Annotated in this window: 16 protein-coding genes; 8 read left to right on the top strand and 8 right to left on the bottom strand. The window is 73.3% G+C overall.

What is annotated here, in order from left to right; translation table 11 throughout:
* Window positions 1-13 precede the first annotated feature (13 nt).
* Window positions 14-1,063 carry an LLM class oxidoreductase gene (locus ACYVLJ_RS23870; RefSeq protein ID WP_460440362.1) on the bottom strand — a complete coding sequence of 350 codons (1,050 nt, stop codon included), beginning with the start codon at window positions 1,061-1,063 and terminating at the stop codon, window positions 14-16.
* Window positions 1,063-2,004: an NmrA/HSCARG family protein gene (locus tag ACYVLJ_RS23865; protein WP_460440361.1), complete on the bottom strand. Its 942-nt coding sequence runs from the start codon at window positions 2,002-2,004 to the stop codon at window positions 1,063-1,065. The genes ACYVLJ_RS23870 and ACYVLJ_RS23865 overlap by 1 nt, the downstream gene beginning before the upstream one ends.
* Before the next feature lie 166 nt (window positions 2,005-2,170).
* On the opposite strand from ACYVLJ_RS23865, the gene ACYVLJ_RS23860 reads away from it, so the two are divergent.
* A complete protein-coding gene (locus ACYVLJ_RS23860) occupies window positions 2,171-2,941 on the top strand; it encodes a cellulose-binding domain-containing protein (protein ID WP_460440360.1) in 771 nt (256 codons plus the stop codon).
* On the opposite strand, the gene ACYVLJ_RS23855 is transcribed toward ACYVLJ_RS23860, so the two are convergent.
* The 3 genes from ACYVLJ_RS23855 to ACYVLJ_RS23845 all read right to left on the bottom strand — a co-directional run bounded on the left by ACYVLJ_RS23855 (window position 2,913) and on the right by ACYVLJ_RS23845 (window position 5,126).
* Window positions 2,913-3,959 carry a cytochrome P450 family protein gene (locus tag ACYVLJ_RS23855; RefSeq protein WP_460440596.1) on the bottom strand — a complete coding sequence of 349 codons (1,047 nt, stop codon included), beginning with the start codon at window positions 3,957-3,959 and terminating at the stop codon, window positions 2,913-2,915. The genes ACYVLJ_RS23860 and ACYVLJ_RS23855 overlap by 29 nt on opposite strands.
* A 64-nt stretch (window positions 3,960-4,023) precedes the next feature.
* On the bottom strand, window positions 4,024-4,143 hold the full coding sequence (locus tag ACYVLJ_RS23850) for a tryptorubin family RiPP precursor (protein ID WP_451984699.1): 120 nt from the start codon (window positions 4,141-4,143) through the stop codon (window positions 4,024-4,026).
* Between the two features lie 92 nt (window positions 4,144-4,235).
* Window positions 4,236-5,126 (bottom strand): LysR family transcriptional regulator, encoded by an 891-nt coding sequence (locus ACYVLJ_RS23845; protein WP_460440359.1) that lies wholly within the window; start codon window positions 5,124-5,126, stop codon window positions 4,236-4,238.
* Window positions 5,127-5,225: 99 nt separating this feature from the next.
* On the opposite strand from ACYVLJ_RS23845, the gene mdlC reads away from it, so the two are divergent.
* The 3 genes from mdlC to ACYVLJ_RS23830 are packed head-to-tail and all read left to right on the top strand — an operon-like array spanning window position 5,226 to window position 9,459.
* Window positions 5,226-6,800 carry a benzoylformate decarboxylase gene (gene mdlC / locus ACYVLJ_RS23840; protein WP_460440358.1) on the top strand — a complete coding sequence of 525 codons (1,575 nt, stop codon included), beginning with the start codon at window positions 5,226-5,228 and terminating at the stop codon, window positions 6,798-6,800.
* A 2-nt stretch (window positions 6,801-6,802) separates the two neighbouring features.
* Window positions 6,803-8,230 carry a benzaldehyde dehydrogenase gene (locus tag ACYVLJ_RS23835; RefSeq protein ID WP_460440357.1) on the top strand — a complete coding sequence of 476 codons (1,428 nt, stop codon included), beginning with the start codon at window positions 6,803-6,805 and terminating at the stop codon, window positions 8,228-8,230.
* Between the two features lie 11 nt (window positions 8,231-8,241).
* Entirely contained in the window at window positions 8,242-9,459 is a 1,218-nt protein-coding gene (locus tag ACYVLJ_RS23830; protein ID WP_460440356.1) for an MFS transporter, read from the top strand.
* Here the strand turns inward: ACYVLJ_RS23830 and ACYVLJ_RS23825 are convergent.
* The gene (locus ACYVLJ_RS23825) at window positions 9,456-9,635 is read right to left on the bottom strand and encodes a hypothetical protein (RefSeq protein ID WP_460440355.1); all 180 of its coding nucleotides are present in this window, start codon (window positions 9,633-9,635) and stop codon (window positions 9,456-9,458) included. The two genes, ACYVLJ_RS23830 and ACYVLJ_RS23825, sit on opposite strands and share 4 nt — an antisense overlap.
* A gap of 29 nt (window positions 9,636-9,664) precedes the next feature.
* Window positions 9,665-10,279: an HSP18 transcriptional regulator gene (locus ACYVLJ_RS23820; protein ID WP_460440354.1), complete on the bottom strand. Its 615-nt coding sequence runs from the start codon at window positions 10,277-10,279 to the stop codon at window positions 9,665-9,667.
* Window positions 10,280-10,445: 166 nt separating this feature from the next.
* On the opposite strand from ACYVLJ_RS23820, the gene ACYVLJ_RS23815 reads away from it, so the two are divergent.
* The gene (locus ACYVLJ_RS23815; RefSeq protein WP_460440353.1) at window positions 10,446-11,213 is read left to right on the top strand and encodes an ANTAR domain-containing protein; all 768 of its coding nucleotides are present in this window, start codon (window positions 10,446-10,448) and stop codon (window positions 11,211-11,213) included.
* Window positions 11,214-11,291: 78 nt separating this feature from the next.
* Window positions 11,292-11,927 carry a maleylpyruvate isomerase family mycothiol-dependent enzyme gene (locus ACYVLJ_RS23810; RefSeq protein WP_460440352.1) on the top strand — a complete coding sequence of 212 codons (636 nt, stop codon included), beginning with the start codon at window positions 11,292-11,294 and terminating at the stop codon, window positions 11,925-11,927.
* Between the two features lie 42 nt (window positions 11,928-11,969).
* On the opposite strand, the gene ACYVLJ_RS23805 is transcribed toward ACYVLJ_RS23810, so the two are convergent.
* On the bottom strand, window positions 11,970-12,416 hold the full coding sequence (locus tag ACYVLJ_RS23805) for a nitroreductase/quinone reductase family protein (protein ID WP_451984715.1): 447 nt from the start codon (window positions 12,414-12,416) through the stop codon (window positions 11,970-11,972).
* 426 nt (window positions 12,417-12,842) lie between these two features.
* Here ACYVLJ_RS23805 and ACYVLJ_RS23800 point away from each other — a divergent pair, with 426 nt between their 5' ends.
* Window positions 12,843-14,084, top strand: coding sequence for an amidase (locus tag ACYVLJ_RS23800; protein WP_460440351.1), 1,242 nt, complete (start codon window positions 12,843-12,845; stop codon window positions 14,082-14,084).
* A 7-nt stretch (window positions 14,085-14,091) separates the two neighbouring features.
* Window positions 14,092-14,895 (top strand): MerR family transcriptional regulator, encoded by an 804-nt coding sequence (locus tag ACYVLJ_RS23795; RefSeq protein WP_460440350.1) that lies wholly within the window; start codon window positions 14,092-14,094, stop codon window positions 14,893-14,895.
* Window positions 14,896-14,898 lie beyond the last annotated feature (3 nt).

Below are 14,898 nucleotides of genomic sequence, written 5' to 3'. Positions count from 1 at the left end.
CCACCGGGGACGGCTATTCCGGCGGGCCGGCCGGGACGTGCGCCGGGCGCAGCCGCTCGAACTCCTTCCGCAGCACCGGGACCACCTCCGCGCCCAGCAGGTCGATCTGGTCCAGGGCCGCCGCGTGCGGCAGGCCCATGCCGTCGACGTTGAACAGCTGGCGCTGGTAGTCGCCGAAGTCCTCGCGGAAGCGCAGCGTGCGGTCGATGACCTGCTGCGGGCTGCCGACCGCCAGCGGCGTCTGCGCCATCGTCTCCTCGAGCGACGGCCCGTGGCCGTAGATCGGCGAGTGGTCGAAGTACGGCCGGAACTCGGCGATCGCGTCCTGGGAGCGGCGCCGCATGAACACCTGGCCGCCGAGACCGACGATCGCCCGGTCGGCCGGGCCGTGGCCGTGGTGCTCGAACCGTTCGCGGTACACCGCGATCATCCGCCGGGTGTGCTCGGGCGGCCAGAAGATGTTGTTGTGGAAGAAGCCGTCGCCGTAGAAGGCCGCCTGCTCGGCGATCTGCGGGCTGCGGATCGACCCGTGCCAGACGAACGGCGGCACGCCGTCCAGCGGCCGGGGCGTCGAGGTGAACCCCTGCAACGGCGTCCGGAACCGGCCCGACCAGTCCACGACCTCCTCACGCCACAGCCGCCGCAGCAGCGCGTAGTTCTCGACGGCCAGGGCGATCCCGTCGCGGATGTCCTTGCCGAACCACGGGTATACCGGCCCGGTGTTGCCGCGGCCGAGCATCAGGTCGAGCCGGCCGTCCGCGAGGTGCTGCAGCATCGCGTAGTCCTCGGCGATCTTCACCGGGTCGTTCGTGGTGATCAGCGTCGTCGACGTCGACAGCGTGATCCGGCTCGTGCGCGCCGCGACGAACCCCAGGAGCGTGGTCGGCGACGACGGCACGAACGGCGGGTTGTGGTGCTCCCCCGTCGCGTAGACGTCGAGGCCGGCTTCCTCGGCGCGGACGGCCGTCTCGACCATGCGCTTGATGCGCTCGTGCTCGGTCGGCGCCCGCCCCGTCACGGGGTCGGGGGCGATGTCCCCGACCCCGAAGATCCCGAACTGCATCACAGCCCCTTGAAGGCGTCTCGGTGCGCGGCGAGCCAGGTCGCGAAGTCCTGCAGCCGCGGGTTCAGCTTCCGCACCGCCTCCGGGTCGCGCGCGCCGGCGAACGCGCTTTCGTGCTCGGCGTAGTAGAAGAACATGTTCGCCAGGTCGTCGGCGCCGGGTGCGCCGGACGAGCGCACCGCCTCGACGTCCAGCGGCCGGTAGACGACCTCGGTGCCGAGCTCCTTCGCGAACGCCGCCGCGTACTCCTCGCCGGTCAGGTTCTCGCCGGAGATGCTGATCGTCTCGCCGACCAGGGACGGGCCCTGCGCGAAGACGCCGAACGCGGTCCGCCCGATGTCTTCGGCGGCGATGCCCGGCAGGCGGCCGGCCGCCATCGGCAGGTGCAGCGCGAGGACGCCGTCCTCGTCGCGGACCGGGCGGAAGAAGTCCGCGAAGGCCTCGAAGTAGAAGGTCGTCGAGAGGAACGTCGCCGGCACGCCCGCCTCGACGAAGAACGCCTCGGCCTCGGCTTTGCTGTCGAAGTGCGGGACCTTGTAGTGCTCGTGCAGCGTCGGCACGCGGTCGTCGCGCAGGTGCAGGCGGGTGTCGGGCAGGGTCGACCAGATCACGTGCCGCAGCCCGGCGGTCTTAGCGGCCGCGGCCATCGCGCGGGCCTGCTGCTGCTCGCGCTCGACGGAGTTGTACTCCCAGAACGCCGTGACCAGGTACGCGCCGTACGCGCCTTCGAACGCCTTCGTCAGGCTCGCTTCGTCGTCCAGGTCGGCGGACACGACTTCGGCGCCCCGGGCGGCGAGCTCGCGCGCGGCCGCGGAGTCCGGGTTGCGGGTGAGCGCGCGGAGCGCGAAGCGGCCGTCCGGGTCGTCGAGGATCGCGCGGGCCACCCCGCCGCCCTGCTGCCCGGTCGCGCCGACGACGGCGATGATCTTCTTGTCGGACATCGGTTCCCTCCTGGATTCCGGGCCGGCTGCTCCGGCCACGGCTCCAGGTAACCGCGGCGGTGTCTGCGTCTTGTGCACGCCGGGTGCACGCGCCGTGCACGCGGTTTACAAGACCGCCGCGGATTCCTAGGATTCGCCGGTCGGGCCGCAGAACGGGAGGTTCCGGATGGCGCGCGCCGATCGGCGGCGGGACGACGAGATCTCCGTCGCCGAGCTGCTCCGGGAGACCGGGGCGACGCCGCGATCGCTCGGCGGGCCTGCCGAAACCGGGCCGGTTCGCGAGGAAGACACCGGCGACGGCTACCGGGAGCGGCTCGAGCAACGGGCCCGCGAAGCCGCGGCGGACCAGCAACGCGCGGGACGGCGGATCCGGTGGTTCTCGGCGTTCGCCGGCGCCGTCGTGGTGCTGGGCAGCCTGGTGCTCATCGCGGTCACGTCCGAGAGCTCCCCCGGACGGCAGGCGGCCGTGCTCCCGGACTCGCTCGCGCCCGCGACGACCCCGCGGCCGCCGACGCCCACCTCGGCCCGGCCGAGCCCGACGCCGATCCCGACCGTGCTGCGGCAGACGTCGTCGGCCGCGCCGCCACCGCCGGCCACGACCGAGCCGCCGAAGGCCGCGACGTGCGCGGTCCGGTTCACCGTGCAGGACCAGTGGAACGACGGCTTCACCGCCGAGGTCGCCATCACCAACAAGGGCACCGCGACGCTTTCGCCGTGGACGCTCACCTGGACGTTCCCCGCGGGCCAGCGGGTCACCCACGGCTGGGACGGCCGCTACGACCAGAGCGGCGCCCGGGTCACCGTGACCGCGGAGTCGTGGAACACCACCCTCGCGCCGGGCGCGACCGTCACGACCGGCTTGAACGGCGCCTTCGACCGCGGGAACCCGCAGCCCGGCGGGTTCACCCTCAACGGCTCCCGCTGCGACGCGACCTGACGACCTTCACGTCGGCCAGCTCCAGCAGGCCGTCGAGCTCGACGTGCGCGCGGGTGCGGCGCGGGTCGGGCACCAGCCCTTCGGCCCGGACGACGTCGAGCAGGCGGCTCGCCAGCGGCAGCACCAGGTGCCGGCCCCAGCAGCGCTCACTGGCGTGCCCGAACGGCAGGTAACCCGGGTGGCGGTCGGCGTCGAGCCCGGTCCAGCGCCGCGGGCGCCACTCGGCCGGGGCGTCCCAGAGCTTCGGCGACCGGTGGCTCAGCAGCGGCAGCAGCAGGACGTCGTCGCCCGCGGTGATGCGGGCGTCGACCTCCGCGTACTCCGGCGAACGCACGCGCAGGACGTTCCACGACGGCGGCAGCAGCCGGAGTGCTTCGTTCAGGACGTGCTCGTTCGGGACGTCGTCGTCGAACGGCGCGCCGAGCCACACGGCGTTGGTCACCAGCGCGGCGACGGTGAAGCAGATCGGCGCGGCGACGCGGCGGTAGAGGTACATCCGGAAGCGCCGTTCGGCCAGGGTCTCGGCGGCCAGGACCTGCCGGGCGAGCGTCGACAGCTCGGCGTCCGGCGCCGGACGGCGGGCCAGCGCGGCCCCGGCGGCGACGGCCGACCAGGTCAGCTTCGGCGTCAGCTCCAGGCGGCGGTCGACGAGCACGCGGAACCGGCGCGTCTCGGGCCCGAAGACGAACCGGCGCAGGTAGTCGTGCGGCACGGCCGGCCACGCACCGGTGAGGTCGGGTGTGTCGGCAGGCCGCTTCAAGGCGGCCCGGACGTCGGCGCCGAGTGCCTGCATCAGCGAGGCCGATTCGGCGCGGGTCACCGCGCGGCCCAGCACCGGCTTGAAGGTCGGCCGTTCTTCGGCGTTGGCCGGGCGGGCGCGCAGGACGGCGTCCATCAGCTCCGGGTCCGCGATCCCGACGGTGTCCGGTTCGAGCCGGAACAGGCCGCCGTCACCGTGGTCACGCAGCAGGTTTTCCAGGCGGGGCGCGAAGACGACCTCGCGGTGGGCGGGGGCCATGACCACGTTCGGCACTCCTCCGGGGGGAACGGGCCGGTCCCGGTCACCGGGACCGGCCGCGCGATCAGATCCAGCCGTACCAGGCGTACGCCTTCAGGCTCTTCTTGGGAAGCGCTTTCTTGACCAGGCGGACGAGCCTCACCGGATTCCTCCCTAGCTCGGGTGTCAGGACCGTGACCGACATTAGGCAGCGCGGGATCCGTTCGGCACGAAGCACTACACGTTCGGCCCAGATCTTTCGGCGTGAAATGGGCGCGAGGAAAAATGTGTGTTAAATCAGCCGAGCACTTCGCGCATGAATGTCACCAGCCACTGCTGCGCGGGGCTGCGCGCGTGCGTGTGGCGCGTGTACACCGACACCTGCGCCGGCTCGACGTCCATGGGCAGCTCGAACAGCCGCACCCGGTGCTCGGCCGCGAACACCTCCGCCACCAGGCGCGGCACCATCGCCACCAGCTCACCGTCCTGGACCAGGTACGGCAGGGCCGCGAAGCGGGTCACCTCCAGGACCACCCGGTCCAGCAGCCCGCGGCCCTCCAGGGCGCGGCGGGGGCCGTCGTGGCCGGTCGGGCCGAACACCGTCACGTGCCGCTCCGCCGCCAGCTCGTCGAACGAGACCTGCGCCCCCAGCCGCGGGTGGTCGAGCGCGACCATCCCCAGGTAGCCCTCCGAGAACAGCGGGACCCGCGCGACGCGCTGGGAACTGATCAGCGGGGACGCGATGAACGCGTCGATCTCGCCGCGGCCCAGCTGGTCGGCCGCGCGGTCGACGTCGAGCGGCCGGACGGTCAGCGTCACGCCGGGCGCCCGGGCGGGCAGCGCCGCCATCAGGCGCGGCAGCAGCGAGATCTCCCCCAGGTCGGACAGGCAGAGCGTGAACGCCGCCCGGGCCGTCGACGGGTCGAACGTCCACGCGCCGCTGACCGCCGTTTCGATGCCCGACAACGCGCTGTGCAGGGGTTCGTAGAGCGCGCGGGCCGTGGTCGTGGGCACCAGGCCGCCGCCGGTGCGGCGGAAGAGCTCGTCGGAGAACCGGCGCCGCAGTTTCTGCAGGCTGTAGCTGGTCGTCGGCTGGGTGACGTGCAGGGACTCGGCCGTCGCGGTCACGCTGCGCGTCTCGTAGAGCAGCACGAACGTGCGGACCAGGTTCAGGTCGAAGTCGCGCATCATCGATCCCATCTATGAACGCCTGAGTCAACATTTATTGGAACACAGACGGGTGCGCTCCTTAGGGTCTGGGCCAACCCGCACGAGGAGGACCCGCGCATGCCCACCGCCCGCCGGCTCGCCCACGAGTTCCTGGACCGCCGTGGCCTGACCACGATCTTCGGCAACCCCGGGTCGAACGAGCTGCCGTTCCTCACCGGGCTCCCCCGGGACTTCCGCTACGTCCTCGGCCTGCACGAGGGCGCCGTCGTCGGGATGGCCGACGGGTACGCCCAGGCGACCGGCCGCCCGGTGCTGGTCAACCTGCACGCCGCGGCCGGCTCGGGCAACGCGGTGGGCGCGCTGACCAACGCCGTCTACTCGCGCTCTCCCCTGGTCCTCACCGCCGGCCAGCAGGTGCGCGCGGCCATCGGCATGGAGGCGATGCTCGCCAACGTCGACGCGACGCAGCTGATGCGCCCGCTCGTCGGCTGGTCCGGCGAGCCGAGCTGCGCCGGCGACGTGCCGCGGTCGCTCGCGCAGGCCGTCTTCGAGGCCGAGCTGCACCGGCGCCCGACCTACCTGTCGGTGCCCTACGACGACTGGGCCGCCGAACTGGACGCCACCGCGGCCGTCACGCTGGACCGAAACGTCCAAAGAGGACTGACGCCGTCCGGGACGCAGCTCGACGACCTCGCCGACGCCGTTGCCGCGGCGAAGAACCCCGCGCTCGTCCTCGGCGGCGACCTCGCCACCCTCGGCCTGTTCGACCGGGCCGTCGCCCTCGCCGAGCACCTCGGCCTGCCGACCTGGGTGGCGCCGTCGCCACACCGGCTGCCCTTCCCCAACCGGCACCGGCTCTTCCGCGGCGTGCTGCCGGCCGGGATCGCGCCCGTCTCGGCCGCGCTGACCGGCCACGACCTCGTGCTCGTCCTCGGCGCGCCCGTCTTCCGGTACCACCAGTACGTTCCCGGCGCGTACCTGCCGGAGGGGACGCGGCTGGTGCAGGTGACCGACGACTTCGGCGCGGCGGCCCGCGCGCCCATGGGCGAGGCGCTGGTCGCCGACCCGGCGCCGGTGATCGAGGCGCTCCTCGCCAAGGTGCCCGCCCGGACGGCGGCAGGCGGCCACCTCGAGAACCCGGAGCCCAAGACCGGCGACCACGCGCTGCACCCGGAGCAGGTCTTCGCCGCCCTCCGCGACACGCAACCGGACGACACCCGGTACGTCGTCGAATCGACGTCGACGAACTCGGCGTGGTGGCGGCAGATGGACCTGCGCCGCGAGGGCTCGTACTTCTTCCCCGCGGCCGGCGGGCTCGGCTTCGGCCTGCCCGCCGCGGTCGGCGTGGCGATGGGCAGCCCGGACCGCCCGGTGGTCGGCGTGATCGGCGACGGCTCGGCCAACTACGGCATCACGGCGCTGTGGACCGCGGCGCACTACCGCGTCCCGGTGACGTTCGTGATCCTCCGCAACGGCGTCTACGGCGCGCTGCGGTGGTTCGGCGAGCTGCTCGGCACGCCGGACGTGCCGGGCACCGAGATCCCGGGCCTCGACTTCACGGCCATCGCGGCCGGTTACGGCGTCCCCGCGACCGCCGTCACCGACCTCGACCACCTGCGCACCGAACTCAAGACGACCTCGGACGGCCCGCGGCTGCTCCAGGTCGACACGGAACCGACCACACCGGAGTGATCATGACCCTGCTCGAAGACGAGTTCACCCGCGGCACCGGCGGGACCCACCCGGTCGTCGAACCGGCCACCGGAGAAACCCTGGGCCGCGTCGGCGTCGCGACTCCGGACGACGTCGCCGCCGCGGCCCGCGCCGCCGCGGAGGCCCAGCGCGACTGGGCCCGGCGCAAGCCCGCCGAGCGCGCCGCGGTGCTGCGCCGCGCCGGCGAGCTGTGGGAGGCCCATGCCGCCGAGGTGCAGGACTGGATCGTGCGCGAAGCCGGTTCGACGCGCCCGAAGGCCGGGATCGAGACGGAGATGGCGGCCGGGATCTGCTTCGAAGCCGCGGCCCTGCCGACCCACCCGCGCGGCGAGGTGCTGAGCACCGGTGAACCGCGCTGGTCGCTCGCCCGGCGCGTCCCGGCCGGCGTGGTTTCGGTGATCTCACCGTTCAACTTCCCGCTGATCCTGGCGATCCGGTCGGTCGCGCCGGCCCTCGCGCTCGGCAACGCCGTGCTGCTCAAGCCGGACCTGCGCACGGCGGTGTCCGGTGGGGTGAGCATCGTGCGCGTCTTCGAAGAGGCCGGACTGCCGGACGGCCTGCTGCACCTGCTGCCCGGCGACGCCGGCGTCGGCGCCGCGGTGGTCGACGCGCCGGAGGTGTCGGTCGTGTCGTTCACCGGCTCGACGGCGGCCGGGCGCAAGGTCGGCGAAGCCGCCGCGCGGGCGCTCAAGCGGGTCCACCTGGAGCTCGGCGGGAACAACGCGCTCGTCGTGCTGCCGGGCGCCGACGTCGCCAAGGCCGCCTCCGCCGGCGCGTTCGGCTCGTTCCTGCACCAGGGCCAGATCTGCATGACCACCGGCCGCCACCTGGTGCACGAGTCCCAAGTGGACGAATACGTCGAGGCCCTGGCGGAGAAGGCGCGGCGGCTCCCCGTCGGCAACCCGGCCACCGAGGAGGTCGCGCTCGGCCCGATCATCGACGACCGGCAGCTCGCGCACGTCACCGACGTCGTCGACCGCGGTGTCGCGGCCGGCGCCCAGGTGGTGGCCGGTGGCAAGCCGGACGCGCCGTTCTACCCGCCGACTGTCCTCTTCGGACTGTCCGAGGAGAACCCCGCGTGGCGCGAAGAGATCTTCGGCCCGGTCGCGCCGGTGCGCGCCTACCGCGATCTGGACGAGGCCGCGCGGATCGTCAACGACTCCGAGTACGGCCTGTCGGTCGGCATCCTCGGCGACGTCGGCACCGCGATGACGCTGGCCGACGAGGTCCGCTCGGGCAAGGTGCACATCAACGAGCAGACCGTCGGCGACGAGCCCACCGCCCCGTTCGGCGGCGTCGGCGACTCCGGCAACGGCTCCCGCTTCGGCGGCGCGCAGGCCAACATCGAGGCCTTCACCGAGACCCAGTGGCTGACCGTCCGCGCGGACATCGCGGGCTACCCCTTCTAAGGAGCACGGCAATGACGACGTCTCCCGCCCGTCCGATGTGGACGGCGGTCCTCTGCTGGCTGACCGTCCTGCTCGAGGGCTACGACCTGGTCGCCCTCGGCGCCACCATCCCGACCCTGCTGAAGAGCCACTACCTCGGCTTCACCGCGGCCGGCGCGACGCTGGTCGCCACGGTCTCGCTCGTCGGGGTCGCCGTCGGCGCCGCGTTCCTCGGCCCGGTCACCGACCGGTTCGGCCGGCGCGGCATGCTCATCGGCTCGGTGCTGCTGTTCTCGCTCTTCACGTTGCTCACCCCGCTGGCGCCGAACGTCGCGACGTTCGGGGTCTTCCGGTTCGCCGCCGGCCTCGGCCTCGGCGCGTGCATGCCGGTGGCGCTCACGGTGATGTCGGAGAACCTGCCCGCGAGCCGCCGCGCCAGCGCGAGCACGTTCACCATGACCGGCTACCACGTCGGCGCCGTGCTGACGTCGATCCTGGCCCTGGCGGTGAAGGACGACTGGCACTGGCTGTTCTACGGCGGCGGCGTCGTCGGGCTGCTGGCCGTGCCGCTGATGTGGTGGCGCCTGCCCGAATCGGCCGCCTACCTCGCCGCTCGCGAAGACGCCGAGCGCGTCGGGCTCCGCGACCTGCTGGGCACCCGGTTCCGGCGGATCAGCATCGCGGTGTGGACCGGCTCGTTCATGGGACTGCTGCTGGTCTACGGGCTCAACACCTGGCTGCCCCAGCTGATGCGCACCGCGGGCTACCCGATCTCGACGTCGATCACGCTGCTGCTCGTGCTCAACATCGGCGCGGTGCTCGGGCTGGTGCTGGCCGGCACGATCGCCGACCGGTTCGGCATCCGGCCGATCGCCCGGATCTGGTTCGGGGCGGGGGCGGTGCTGCTCGCGGCGCTGAGTCTCAAGATCGGGAACGCGTTCGTGCTCAACGCGGTCGTGCTGCTCACCGGCGTGTTCGTGTTCTCCGCGCAGGTACTGATCTACGGGTACGTCGCGCAGGCGTTCCCCGCGCAGGCCCGGGGTACAGCGCTCGGCCTGACGTCCGCGGTGGGACGGCTCGGCTCGATCCTCGGGCCGTTCGTCACCGGCGCACTGGTCACCGCCGGCGTCGCCTACCCGTGGGGTTTCTACTTCTTCGCCGTCGTGGCCGCGCTCGGGCTGGTCGCCGTGCTGTGGCTGCGGGGTGGGCGGCCGGCGGAAGCACCCTTGACGTCGGTTTCGGCCGGCTAGGCCGTTTCCTCCGGGCGGCGCCGCATCGTGGGCTCGGGAGCCTCGGTGCGGCGGTCGGACTCGCGCAGCACCTCGCGGGCCTGGCCCTCGGGGTCGGCGCTGTCGGCCGCCTGCTCCTCGGGCAGCAGTTCGGCGCGGGTCTCCGTCCGGTCGGGAATCTCGTCGTGCTCGTCCATGAACGCGGCGTACCCGTTCTCGGGCGGTCTCAGACACTCCCCTTGGGACGGCGGTTGCCGGCCGCGGCGCGGCGGAGCCGGTCGGTCTCGTCGGCGATCTCGCCCAGCCGGTCGGCCAGCCCGCCGTGGTCGCCGGTGAGGTGCGTCCGGGCCGCCGCCAGCGGCGGGAGCAGCGTCGCCGGGTCGTCGTCACCCAGGGCCGCGCTGAGCCGGTCCGCGTTCTCCTGGGCCGCCGGGCCCAGCCCGTCGAGCTCGCTCACCCGCCCGGCCAGGCGGCGCAGGATCGCGGAGTTGCGCCGCGCCCAGTCGGCGACCGCCCGGTCACCCGCGCGGCGGTCGCGCTCCGCGTCGACCCGGGCCTCGCCCGTCGTCTCGCCCGTGCCCGACGGCTGAAGCCGCAGGTACCGGCGTTCGGCCGCTTGACGGCTCGCGACGCCCAGCGCCGGGGCCAGCGCCACCCAGCTGGCGCCCGCCGCGCGCGCCGCGGTGATCAGCTCCGGTTCCCAGCCGGCCAGCTCCTCCCGCAGCACGCGGAGGCCGCCCAGCGCGTCCAGCAGCTGGTTCCGGCCGGCGGTGCCAGTGCGAGCGGCCGCGATCACCTCGTGAATCCGGCGTAACCCGTCCGCGGGGTCCATATGGTGCATTCGTCATCCTTTCGATGACCTGACACTTGTCGTCATTCGGATGACATGCTAGAACAGGAACGCGTGTTCACACCAGTGTCGTCCCGTCCCCTGGAGGTGCAGCCCGATGGTGAACCCGATGATCCCGGCCGGCGTGCTCCTCCGCGGACTGTGACGGGGAGAGCAGGTGTCCTCCGAAAGACCCCCGGCGAACGTCCGCGCGCCCGTGACCGCGTTGCTCGAAGAGCTGCTGGACCGGATCACCGCCGACGTTCCCGACGCGGTCGGCGCGGCCCTTTCCCCGTACCACGGCGGAAAGCCGCGCGTCGCCGCCGCTCGCGGGCTCTCGGCCGCCTTCGTCCCGGCCCAGCTGGACGGGCTCGGCGGCCCGGTCCTGGTCGCGGCCGGCACGGGCGAGCCGGTCGTCACGGCCGACGTCTTCGCCGACGAACGCTGGCCGTCGCTCACCGTGGACGCTCTGGCCGAGCGACACTCCGACGTGGACTGGTCGCGCATCCGCGGCGCCGCGGCGTGCGACGTGGGCGGCGCGGTGCTGTCCATGACGCTCCGCCGCCCTGCCACCGAAGAGACGCTGAAGGTGTTGCAGCGCTACGCAAAGCTGGCCGCCGCGGCGCTGGCCGTCGCGGAAATGGACGGGACCGGGCAGATGCTGGACCTCCTGCAGTCGCGGGCGGCGCTGGAGGAGGCGAAGGGGATCGTCATCGCGCTGCGCCGGTGCGACCCCGAGGAGGCCTGGGAGACGCTGCGGCGGGCAAGCCAGCAGTTCAACGTCAAGGTGCGCGAGCTCGCCGTCGCGCTGGTGGAACTGCTCGCCGGCGCGCCGGCAACGCAGCCGGACGGCGAGCGCACGATTCACCCGGGCGTGGCGGCCCGCGCCGCCGCCGAGCAAGTGCTGCAGGCGTTCGAGCGTGACGTCGAATTGACGTCGGGCTGACCGGCTGTAACGCTCTGGGCATCGCCGACGACCTGCGTGCATCGGGATCGCCGATCCCGATCGGCCCGAGGAGGTCCGATGCCGGGTTCCGGTCCCTGGCCCGAGATCCACCGCGAGCGCGCGGCCCTTGCCGACGACCTCGCCGGCCTCCCCGCAGAAACCTGGTCGAGGCCCTCGCTGTGTCGCGAGTGGACGGTCCACGATGTACTCGGGCACCTCGTTTCGACGGCGAAGCTGACCCCGCCGGCGTTCTTCGCCCGGCTGGCCGGCGCCGGGTTCCGGTTCACCTCGATGACGACGAAGAACATCGCCCGCGAGACCGCGGCCGGCCCGGAGGCGACGCTCGCCGAGCTGCGCGCCCACGCCGACGACAGCACCGGCCCGCCGGGCCCGGCCGATTCGTGGCTCGGCGAGGTCGTCGTGCACGGCACGGACATCCGGTGGCCGCTCGGGCTCGACCGCGCGTTCCCGACCGCGACGCTGGTCCGCGTCGCCGAGTTCTACCGCCGGTCCAACCTGCTGATCGGCGCGAAGAACCGGGTGTCCGGGCTGACGCTCCGAGCGGACGACGCCGAGTGGTCGGCCGGCAGTGGCCCCGAGGTGACCGGCCCGATGCTGGCGCTGGTGATGGCGATGACCGGCCGCGAGGCGGCACTGGAACGGCTTTCCGGCGCCGGGCTCGAGCTGTTGTCGGCCCGGTGCCGGGCGGCCTGACCTGGCTGTCGCTTCGGTAGGTCTCCTACGAACCGTGCCGGGTCAGGCCGGGTCGATGCGGAACACCGCGATGCGCTCCGCCGCGGCCGCGGCCGCTTCCGGGGTGGCCGCTTCCGCGAGCCCCGTTGTCACCAGGCGTTTCCCCACGCTCGCCGGACTGCTCGCGACCAGCTCGTGCAGCAGGGGACGCCGCTCCTCCACCGGAACTTCGGTCAGGCGGGCGGCTTTCGTGCGGCGGCCGCGGGTGAGCGTCACCTCGGCCGCCGCCCGGGCGTTCGCCACCCAGGCCGCCTTCGGGTAGGCCTGGAAGATGTACCGCTCGCCGTCGATCGGGATGACCGCGATGGGGAACGTGCGCGGGACGCCCGTCCGCCGGCCGGGCACCGTGAGCAGCTGCATCGGGCCGAACGCCACCCCGAGCCGCTGGAGGCCCACGACGATCTTGTTGCCGGCGTTGACCATCCGCCGGTAGCTCTGCGCTGTTGTCATGCCCCGACCGTACACCAGTTCATATGAAACTCATATGATCTGTGGTTCATACTCAGTGTCGTTCGGGTTCGGGCTGCGGCTCCGGCGGAAGCGGGTCCGGAACGGGGACACCGGGCTCCGGCGAAGGCTGGTCCGGCCCCGGGCCGGGCGATCCCGGATCCGGCGGGACCGGGTCCGGCGGGACCGGCTCGGCGGGCACCGGAGGTGCGGTCATGCGGGCTGCGGTCGGCATCGGTCTCCCTCCGCCACGCCGTCCGCGGACCGGACGGCCGTTACCGCTGGTTACCACCGGAGCCCGAAACGGAAACCACGGCCCACCCCCGGCGGCTAAGGAAGGCGAGCAGCCGGGTTTGCTCGTCGACGTCGCGCGCCGGTACCGGGTCGTCGTGTTGACCCTGACACCGTGTCAGGCCGTATCCCGGACGCATGACGTTCTTCCGCACCGCCACCGAGGTGGCCGCCGAGATCCGCCGGGGCACGCTGTCGTCCCGCGAACTGACCGAAGGGCTCTTCGCCCGCATAGACGCCTCCGACGTCAACGCCGTCGTCGCGACCCGGCGCGAGTTCGCGCTGGCAGCCGCGTCGAAGGCCGACGCGACGACCGGCGGGCCCCTGCACGGCGTCCCGATGACGATCAAGGACGCCTTCGCCGTCGCCGGGATGGCCACGACCTGGGGCGAGCCCGCGTTCGCGCACGCCGTCGCCGGGGAAGACGCCGAGGTCGTCCGGCGGCTGCGGGACGCGGGCGCGATCGTCGTCGGCAAGTCGAACGTCCACCGCATGCTCGCGGACTTCGGCCAGACCGCCAACCCGGTGTACGGGCGGACGCTCAACCCGAGGGACCGCACCCGCACACCCGGCGGTTCGAGTGGCGGTGCCGCGGCGGCGCTCGCGGCCGGGCTGTCCTTTGTGGAGTACGGCTCGGACCTGGCCGGGTCGATCCGGATCCCGGCGGCCTACTGCGGCGTCTACGGCCTCAAGCCGACGCCGGGAACCGTGTCACTGCGGGGTTTCCAGCCGCCAGGACCGGCGACACCGCTCAGCCGCGAGTTCCCGTCGGCCGTCGGGCCCCTCGCCCGCTCGGCCGCCGACCTGCGGCTCGCGCTGAGCGTCACGGGCGGCGCGATGAAGCGCTCGCGACGGTCGAAGGTCACCGGCTTCCGCGTCGGCGTCGTCCTCGACGATCCGGCCTGCCCGGTGACGTCCGACGTCGGCAAGGCGTTCTCGGACGCCGTCGACGCGCTGGCATCGGCCGGGCTCGACGTCCGCGAGGGCGGCCCGGACGACGTCGACCCGGTGGCCCAGGTCGAGGCGTTCGGCTTCCAGGTCGAGTGGTTCTTGGCCGCGCAAGCCCCGGCGCGCGCGGACGAGGAGGAACAGCGGCGGCTCGCGTTGACGGCGGCGTGGGCCCGGTACTTCACCGAAGTCGACGTCTTCCTCTGCCCGACGGTCTTCACGACGGCGCCGCGCCACGACGACCGGGACCGCTACGAGGACCAGGTGTTCTGGATCGCGCAGGCGTCGCTGCCCGGGCTGCCGGCCGTGAGCGCGCCGCTCGGGGACGCCGGGCTTCAGGTGGTCGGGCCGGCGCGCGAAGACGACACGGCGATCACGTTCGCGGAGCTCGCCGCGGACGTCGTCGGCGGGTTCGTGGCGCCTGCGGAATGATCGTGCGGTGTTCTCCATCGGCGACTTCGCGCGCCACGGCCGCGTGTCGGTCCGGATGCTGCGTCACTACGACGCGCTCGGGCTGCTGCGCCCGGCACGCGTCGACCCCGCGACCGGCTACCGCAGCTACACGGCGGGCCAGCTGGCGCGGCTCAACCGGATCGTCGCGCTGAAAGACCTCGGGTTCACGCTCGAGCAGGTGGCGACGCTGCTGGCCGACGAGATCCCGGTGGAGCAGGTGCGCGGGATGCTCGCCTTGCGGCGCGCGGAGCTGGCGGCCTCGCTGGCCGAGGGCGCGGCCCGGCTCGCGCAGGTCGAAGCCCGGCTGCGGACGATCGAAGAGGAGGGGCACGCCCCCGACGTCGTGGTCAAGGAGCTGCCCGCGACGCGGGTGGTGGAACTGACCGGCGTGGCGGCGGGGTTCGCGCCGGAGGCGATCGGCCCGGTGGTCCGGCCGCTGTGCGCGGAGCTCGGCCGCCGCCTGCCCGCCGCGGACGTCACCCCGGCCGGCCGGCTGACGTGCTACTACGAGCCGCGCGCCGAGGACGAGGTCGTGGTGCACGCGGCGGTCCCGGCGTCAGCCGGCCCGGGCGACCTCAACGGCCTGACAGTGGCGGACCCCCCCCCGGTCCGCGCGGCAACGCTGGTCCACCACGGCGCGATCGACGGCGTCCTGCCGAGCTGGCAGGCGCTGATCCGCTGGACCACCGACCACGGCTTCAGGTCGGCCGGACCGCAGCGGGAGCTGTACCTGGACTGCCCGGCGGACCCGGCGGGCTGGGTGACGGAGCTGCAGGAGCCGATCGGCTGACGG

It is taken from the genome of Amycolatopsis stemonae, from assembly GCF_054781455.1.
Note: the sequence above shows the minus strand (reverse complement) of the source record. Positions and strands in the feature narration are given on the sequence as shown.

Bases quoted from the DNA above. Each gene is read 5' to 3' on its own strand.
- ACYVLJ_RS23860 (WP_460440360.1), top strand. From the start codon at position 2,171: ATGGCGCGCGCCGATCGGCGGCGGGACGACGAGATCTCCGTCGCCGAG.
- ACYVLJ_RS23820 (WP_460440354.1), bottom strand. From the start codon at position 10,279: ATGCACCATATGGACCCCGCGGACGGGTTACGCCGGATTCACGAGGTG.
- ACYVLJ_RS23810 (WP_460440352.1), top strand. From the start codon at position 11,292: ATGCCGGGTTCCGGTCCCTGGCCCGAGATCCACCGCGAGCGCGCGGCC.
- ACYVLJ_RS23835 (WP_460440357.1), top strand. From the start codon at position 6,803: ATGACCCTGCTCGAAGACGAGTTCACCCGCGGCACCGGCGGGACCCAC.
- ACYVLJ_RS23845 (WP_460440359.1), bottom strand. From the start codon at position 5,126: ATGCGCGACTTCGACCTGAACCTGGTCCGCACGTTCGTGCTGCTCTAC.
- ACYVLJ_RS23870 (WP_460440362.1), bottom strand. From the start codon at position 1,063: ATGCAGTTCGGGATCTTCGGGGTCGGGGACATCGCCCCCGACCCCGTG.
- ACYVLJ_RS23865 (WP_460440361.1), bottom strand. From the start codon at position 2,004: ATGTCCGACAAGAAGATCATCGCCGTCGTCGGCGCGACCGGGCAGCAG.
- ACYVLJ_RS23850 (WP_451984699.1), bottom strand. From the start codon at position 4,143: ATGTCGGTCACGGTCCTGACACCCGAGCTAGGGAGGAATCCGGTGAGG.
- ACYVLJ_RS23800 (WP_460440351.1), top strand. From the start codon at position 12,843: ATGACGTTCTTCCGCACCGCCACCGAGGTGGCCGCCGAGATCCGCCGG.
- ACYVLJ_RS23830 (WP_460440356.1), top strand. From the start codon at position 8,242: ATGACGACGTCTCCCGCCCGTCCGATGTGGACGGCGGTCCTCTGCTGG.
- mdlC (WP_460440358.1), top strand. From the start codon at position 5,226: ATGCCCACCGCCCGCCGGCTCGCCCACGAGTTCCTGGACCGCCGTGGC.
- ACYVLJ_RS23855 (WP_460440596.1), bottom strand. From the start codon at position 3,959: ATGGCCCCCGCCCACCGCGAGGTCGTCTTCGCGCCCCGCCTGGAAAAC.
- ACYVLJ_RS23825 (WP_460440355.1), bottom strand. From the start codon at position 9,635: ATGGACGAGCACGACGAGATTCCCGACCGGACGGAGACCCGCGCCGAA.
- ACYVLJ_RS23805 (WP_451984715.1), bottom strand. From the start codon at position 12,416: ATGACAACAGCGCAGAGCTACCGGCGGATGGTCAACGCCGGCAACAAG.